This is a genomic window from Streptomyces sp. NPDC002403 (assembly GCF_053593015.1).
This window is the reverse complement of record NZ_JBSFBQ010000127.1, coordinates 1-5,092: the sequence shown is the minus strand read 5'-3', so window position 1 is coordinate 5,092 and position 5,092 is coordinate 1. Positions and strand designations below refer to the sequence as shown.

Annotated in this window: 4 protein-coding genes and 1 pseudogene; all 5 read left to right on the top strand. The window is 68.8% G+C overall.

Going from position 1 to position 5,092, the window contains the following annotated elements; all coding sequences use genetic code 11:
• Positions 1 to 182, top strand: a pseudogene (locus tag ACWCPY_RS42870) (ATP-binding protein); the annotation flags it as partial.
• Positions 183 to 529: 347 nt separating this feature from the next.
• A complete protein-coding gene (locus ACWCPY_RS42865) occupies positions 530 to 3,679 on the top strand; it encodes a nitrate- and nitrite sensing domain-containing protein (protein WP_451274574.1) in 3,150 nt (1,049 codons plus the stop codon).
• A 10-nt stretch (positions 3,680 to 3,689) separates the two neighbouring features.
• Entirely contained in the window at positions 3,690 to 4,103 is a 414-nt protein-coding gene (locus ACWCPY_RS42860; RefSeq protein ID WP_006127847.1) for a roadblock/LC7 domain-containing protein, read from the top strand.
• Between the two features lie 89 nt (positions 4,104 to 4,192).
• The gene (locus ACWCPY_RS42855) at positions 4,193 to 4,807 is read left to right on the top strand and encodes a DUF742 domain-containing protein (protein WP_451274572.1); all 615 of its coding nucleotides are present in this window, start codon (positions 4,193 to 4,195) and stop codon (positions 4,805 to 4,807) included.
• Positions 4,788 to 5,092: GTP-binding protein (locus ACWCPY_RS42850; RefSeq protein WP_030739219.1), on the top strand; the 305-nt coding region annotated here is incomplete at its 3' end. The genes ACWCPY_RS42855 and ACWCPY_RS42850, both read left to right, overlap by 20 nt.

Sequence of the window (5,092 nt, the reverse complement as noted above, 5' to 3'; positions counted from 1 at the left end):
CCTTCGTCATCGCCCTCAACGGCTTCGACGGACACCAGCCCTACACCCCCGACGAGGTCCGCGAGGCCCTCCAGATCGGACCCGACACCCCGATCATCACGACGGACGCGCGCCACCGCGCGGACGCGAAGAGCGGTCTGATCACGCTCGTCGAGCACGCGCTCATGGCACGGCTCAAGTAGGCACAAGTCGGTATTGCCATACGGTAGTTACCGTAGTCGGGCGGGGGTGGACTGTGTCCTTTGACACGATCCGCCCCCGTATTCATAACGTTTCGACAGAGAATTGCCCCGCGTTCGACACCCGACGCATCCGAATGGTGCCACTGCGCGCACACGAGCCCCGCCTTTTGACGGGGCTCGTTCTTTATGCCCGTTTTATCTGAGGCCTGGGCCACTCGGAATGAAGGGTTCCGACTGTTTGGAACGCGACCGGTCCCCGTGCTGGAATTCGACGAACTCCCGAGTAGTACGGCCCTGAACAAAACACGGCACAACGTAGGTGCCGACGCCGAGAGGTTGTTGGTCGAGTGAGGCGAAACAACGCGGGCTCCACGGCGCAGCAGGAGCGGGGCAACTTCACCCCGCCGCCGCGCGCCGCGGCGTCGTCCGCCGACGCGTCCGACGCGGCGGCGGCCAGTGGCAGCTCCAGCCGGTTCTCCCCGCGCAACTGGCGGGTGCCCACCCGGCTGAACGCCATTCTCCTGATCCCCGTCCTCGTCGGCCTGGTCATGGGCGGATTCCAGGTGAAGGGATCGATCGACACCTGGCGCGAGGCTCAGGACGCCGAGAAGACCGCGCTGATCGTGCGCGCGGCCGCCGAGTACGGCCAGGCACTCCTCAACGAGCGTGACCTCTCCGCTCAGCCCCTCCTCTCGAACAAGCGTGACGCCGAAGTCATCGGCCAGGTCCAGTCCGCCACCGACAACGCCGCGGGCAAGTTCAACGAGGCCGTCAAGGGCATGCCCGCGAAGCAGGGCCTGGAGCGGCGCCTGCAGCTCTTCCGGCTGGAGGAGCCCACCCTTCCCGAGCTGCGCAAGTCGGCCTTCGCCGAGGGCATGGACCCGGTGAAGACGGAGGAGGGCTACGTCAAGGTCCAGCACTCCCTGATGGAGTTCAGCAACGAACTGGGGCTGGGCACCGGCAACATCACCAGCTACGGCCGTACGGTCTACGCGATCGAGCTCGCCAAGGCCGCAGAATCGCTTCAGCGCTCCATCGGCATGCACCTGCTGGTCCGTCCGAGCCAGGAGAGCGCCAAGTTCGACGCGCAGGTCAAGGCCTTCGGCTCGTACAACTACCTGGAGCAGATCGCACTCGGCGAGTTCACCTCCGGTGGTACGGAGGCCGACGCGACCCGGCTGAAGCAGGTCATGTCCGCCAAGGCCGACGAGGGCGCCGACGAGCTGAGGAAGGCCAAGGAGAAGGCCGACGCGGCGGGTACCCCGTTCGTCACCCCGCCCAGCATCGACGGCTCGGTCTTCGACGGCATGGCCCAGCAGATCGGGCAGGGCAAGTCGCCCGAGAAGCTGGCCGCGAAGGGCATCACGCCCGAGACCTGGATGGCGGCCGCCACCGCCAAGTTCGACGGCTACACCACGGTCGAGGACGAGCTCGTCGACAAGGCGGTGACCGAGGCCGCGGACATCTCGTCCAGCGCCCGGAACGACGCCTTCATCAACGCCGCCGTCGTGATCGTCGCGCTGCTGGCCGCGTTCGCCCTGGCCGGCCTGATGGCCCGGCAGATGAGCCGCTCGATGCGCCGACTGCGTACGGCGGCCTTCGGAATAGCCGAGCAGCGGCTGCCGATGCTGGTCGACCAGCTCTCCCGGGCCGAACCGGGCCGGGTCGACACCCGCGTCCAGCCGATCCCGATCCACAGCCGCGACGAGATCGGCGAGGTGGCCCGCGCCTTCGACCAGGTGCACCGCGAGGCGGTCCGGCTGGCGGCCGAGCAGGCCATGCTCCGGGGCAACGTCAACGCGATCTTCACCAACCTCTCGCGCCGCAACCAGTCGCTGATCGAGGGCCAGCTGACCCTCATCACCGACCTGGAGAACAACGAGGCCGACCCGGACCAGCTGGAGAACCTCTTCCGGCTGGACCACCTGGCCACCCGTATGCGCCGCAACGGCGAGAACCTCCTGGTCCTCGCGGGCGAGGAGCCCGGCCGCCGCTGGAACCAGCCGGTCCCGCTGGTCGACGTGCTCCGCGCCGCCTCCTCCGAGGTGGAGTCGTACGAGCGCATCGAGCTCTCCGGGGTGCCCGAGACCGAGATCCACGGCCAGTCCGTCACCGACCTCGTGCATCTGCTGGCCGAGCTGCTGGAGAACGCCACCACCTTCTCCTCGCCGCAGACCAAGGTGCGGGTCACCGCGACCCGGCTGCCCGACAGCCGCGTGATGATCGAGATCCACGACAAGGGCATCGGCCTCACCGCCGAGGACTTCGCCGACATCAACCACAAGCTGGCCAACCCGCCGACCGTGGACGCCGCGGTCTCGCAGCGGATGGGTCTGTTCGTGGTCGGCCGGCTCGCCGACCGGCACGGCATCCGGGTCCAGCTGCGCCCCTCGGGCGAGCAGGCCGGCACCACGTCGCTGGTCATGCTGCCGGACGCGATCACCCACGGCGGCGGTGGCGAACCGGTCGCCGCGGCGGACGACTTCACCGTCTCCTCGATCATCCCGGAGCAGCAGGGCTTCGAACAGCAGCCGCACATGCGCACGGCCGCGGAGCTCGGCTTCGACGACTCCCGGTACGAGCAGCCTTCGGCGGAGACCGCGCAGCTGGACCCGGTGGGCCGTTCGCTGCTGCGCGAGGAGCGCCGGGCGGCGCTGGAGGCGCAGACGGCGGGCGAGCACCCGCAGTTCCCCCAGGAGCCGTACTCCGACGGCCAGTACGCCGCCAACGGCTACCCGCAGGAGCCGCAGCAGACCTCGTACGAGGGCGGCTACGACCCCTACGCCACCGGTACGGGCTTTGCCCCGCAGCCCGAGCAGGGGCGGTCCGGCGGATATGCGGAAGCCGCCTACGCGGCCGGCGAGGCCTCGCAGCCCTCGTACGACGAGCAGTTCGCCCCCCGGGCCCATCAGGACGCCTGGCCGGATCAGGGCGTCTACCAGGGCGCGTTCGAGCCATCGGCACCGGTGGAAGCGGAATCCGTCCCGAGCGCCCCCGCCGAGCCGCAGGAGAGCGTAGGCTTCGACCGTCCGGGGCCCACGCCCAACTCCGGCCACGAGCTGACCGAAGCCGGTCTGCCGCGCCGGGGCGGTCAGCAGCACTGGCAGCCCACCGGTCGCGGGAACAACCGGCCCGCCGCGCAGCAGCCGCCGCAGCAGCAGGAGCAGGAGCAGCAGGAACTGCCGCAGCAGCCGTCGCCCGCGCAGCAGGACGGCAACGGCTCCGACGACTGGCGCTCGGCCAACGACGAGCGCTGGGAGCGGGCCGAGAAGCTCCGGGAGCCGAAGGCGGGCGGGATCACCCCGTCCGGACTCCCCCGGCGGGTGCCCAAGGCCAATCTGGTCGAGGGCACCGCGGAGCAGACCTTGCAGGGCGGCCCCCAGGTTTCCCGTGCCCCCGAGGACATCCGCGGCAGGTTGAGCAACCTGCGGCGGGGCGTACTGCGGGGACGCAGCGCGGGTTCGGACGACAGTAATACCTACAACCAGGAGCGTTAGTGTGAGCCCGATGAGCCAGGCGGCGCAGAATCTGAACTGGTTGATCACCAACTTCGTGGACAACACCCCCGGGGTGTCGCACACGGTGGTGGTCTCCGCCGACGGACTCCTGCTGGCCATGTCCGAGGGATTCCCCCGTGACCGCGCCGACCAGCTGGCCGCCGTCGCCTCCGGGCTGACCTCGCTGACCGCGGGTGCCTCGCGGATCTTCGAGGGCGGCGCGGTGAATCAGACAGTTGTGGAGATGGAGCGCGGATTCCTCTTCATCATGTCCATTTCCGACGGATCTTCACTGGCCGTGCTCGCACATCCGGACGCCGATATCGGTCTGGTTGGGTACGAAATGGCTCTTCTCGTCGACCGTGCGGGCAGTGTCCTCACTCCGGACCTCCGTGCTGAACTGCAAGGAAGTCTTCTTAACTAGTAGACAGACAGTGCGTTTCGCGCCACCGGGCCATAAAGTGCGGTGGCGCGGACCCACTGGGATCGGGACCGGTAGTCGGAGGAGGAATCGTGGACACACCCCAGGGCGGACACCCGTACAACGGTGGCCGACAGGTACCGGGTGAGCACGGGGACAACCGGTTCAACTTCCCGTCCGCACCCAGCGGACAGGGCGCCCAGCAGCCGTACCGGCCCTACCAGCAGCCGCAGCAGCCGCAGCAGGACACCCCGCAGGGTTCCGGGTGGCCCACGCAGCGTCCGCACCGCTACGACTCGCCCCGGACGCCCCGTATTCAGCCGGTACAGCCGCGGCAGGCCCCCGAGCCCGCCGCGCCGGCCGCGCACAATCCGCTGGTTCGTCCGTACGCCATGACCGGCGGGCGGACCCGACCGCGCTACCAACTCGCCATTGAGGCGTTGGTCAGTACCACGGCCGATCCGTCCCGGCTGCAAGGGCAGTTGCCCGAGCACCAGCGGATCTGCCGGCTGTGCTTCGAGATCAAGTCGGTCGCCGAGATTTCGGCACTGCTCTCGATCCCGCTCGGCGTTGCCCGGATCCTCGTAGCCGACCTGGCAGAGGCCGGACTCGTCGCTATTCATCAGCCCGGCGGCGACGAGTCCGCCGGCGGCCAGCCAGATGTGACACTGCTCGAAAGGGTGCTCAGTGGACTTCGCAAGCTCTAGCGGCGGAGCAGCCCGCTCCACTACCTCGGCGAAGATCGTGGTGGCAGGGGGCTTCGGCGTGGGTAAGACCACGTTCGTCGGTGCCGTCTCGGAGATCAATCCGCTGCGCACCGAAGCCGTGATGACGTCCGCCTCCGCGGGCATCGACGACCTGACGCACACCGGGGACAAGACCACCACGACGGTGGCGATGGACTTCGGTCGCATCACCCTGGACCAGGACCTGATCCTGTACCTCTTCGGTACGCCCGGACAGGACCGCTTCTGGTTCATGTGGGACGACCT

Coding starts and splice junctions, on each gene's coding strand:
- ACWCPY_RS42860 (WP_006127847.1), top strand. CDS start 3,690: ATGAGCCAGGCGGCGCAGAATCTGAACTGGTTGATCACCAACTTCGTG.